At 65.1% G+C, this 1432-nt stretch carries 2 protein-coding genes; one reads left to right on the top strand and one right to left on the bottom strand.

Annotation, left to right across the window (positions count from 1 at the left end; genetic code table 11):
- Positions 1–641: ABC transporter substrate-binding protein (locus tag V5F77_RS28795; RefSeq protein WP_429008472.1), on the top strand; the 641-nt coding region annotated here is incomplete at its 5' end.
- Positions 642–685: 44 nt separating this feature from the next.
- On the opposite strand, the gene V5F77_RS28790 is transcribed toward V5F77_RS28795, so the two are convergent.
- Positions 686–1387 carry a TetR/AcrR family transcriptional regulator gene (locus V5F77_RS28790; protein ID WP_429008471.1) on the bottom strand — a complete coding sequence of 234 codons (702 nt, stop codon included), beginning with the start codon at positions 1385–1387 and terminating at the stop codon, positions 686–688.
- Positions 1388–1432 lie beyond the last annotated feature (45 nt).

Genomic DNA, 1432 nt, shown 5'->3' with positions numbered 1-1432 from the left:
AGAAGATCGGCCTTCTGCATTCCACCACAGGCTATGGCAACTTCGCGGCCAAGGAGGCGGAAGCCGGGTTGAAGGCCCGCGGGGTGGAACTCGTGGCCATCGAGGCCGCGGCACCGGGCGTGAACGACCTCGCGCCGCAGATGATCAACATGCGCGACGCCGGCGCCGAGCTCATTCTCAACTTCTACGAGGCGTTTGAGCTGCCCTATCGCCCGCTGCCGCGGCTGAACTACAAGCCGATCTTCGCTGGCAATTGGGGACTGTCCTCGCTGAAGATGAAGGAGATCGTCGGCGCCGAGGCCCTGGAAGGCACGGCCATGGGACAGGCGCTCGACCTCTCCAACCCCAAGGCCCAAGCCTTCAACGAGCGTATGACCGAAAAATACGGCAAGGACTATCGCTGGCCGGTGGTCGCGGCGCTCGGCTATGACGCGGGCCAGATCGTGTTCAAGGCGGTCGACCAGGTGGGCACCGCCGATCCGAGCAAGATCCGCGACGCCATCGAGAACATTGACGGCATCGTCGCGGTGTCGGCCACGCCGGCCACGCCCTTCAGCCCCACCGACCATGAATGCCTCGGGCAGGACGACATCTTCCTGGGCGTCTGGAAGAACGGAACGGTGGTGCCCGCAGGAAAATAGGCCGTCGTGATCCTGGGCCGAGGCTCAACCGCCTCGGCCCAGGATCACGACGGCTTGGCAGGAGCCTTGGTCCGCCTGCGCCGCGATGCTGGCGGGGAGGTGGGAGCTGCCAGGCCCGACGTGAGGTGGGTGACGAAACTCTCCATGATCTCTTCAGGGGTGTTAGGCCCGTCCTCGCGGTACCAAGCCGGGATCCAGTTCACCACGCCCAAAGCGAAGAGGCTGGCGAGCTTGGGGTCGCAGTTCGCAATGGAGCCGTCCGTAACGCCAAGCGCGATGAGCTCCTTGGTCGCAAGGCTGATGCGCTTGCGGCGCGCCACCACGGCCTCGCGATCATCCGGCGTGAGGGAATCCACGTCGGTGAGCACCGGGCAATTGCCAAGGTCGCCGAAGATTCCCAGCATGTAGCGTCGCAGATAGACGATCAGCTTCTCAAGCCCCGTCCCATTGTGGACGGCCGCGAGTGCGAGGCCCGCCTCGCCATTGTCCATGGCGACCTGATGGCAGGCGTAGAGCAGTTCCTGCTTGCTCTTGAAATATTGATACAGCGTGGGCTTCGAGACCCCGAGCACGGAGGCGACATCGTCCATGGACGTGTTGGCGAAGCCGCGCCGGTTGAAGGCAGAGGCTGCGACCCGCAAGACGGCCTCGCGCTTGCGACGGCGCTGTTCGTCGCGATCGAACGCCGCTCGCGTGCGCCCCAAAGGCGCGGCGCGGCGCGGGCTTGCGGTAGACGTTTCGCTCATGAGCCTGGCGGGTCCCCTTCACCGGATGTCGTGCTGCGACGCATA

It is taken from the genome of Roseixanthobacter psychrophilus (assembly GCF_043195195.1).
Lineage (GTDB): Bacteria > Pseudomonadota > Alphaproteobacteria > Rhizobiales > Xanthobacteraceae > NCEH01.
Note: the sequence above shows the minus strand (reverse complement) of the source record. Positions and strands in the feature narration are given on the sequence as shown.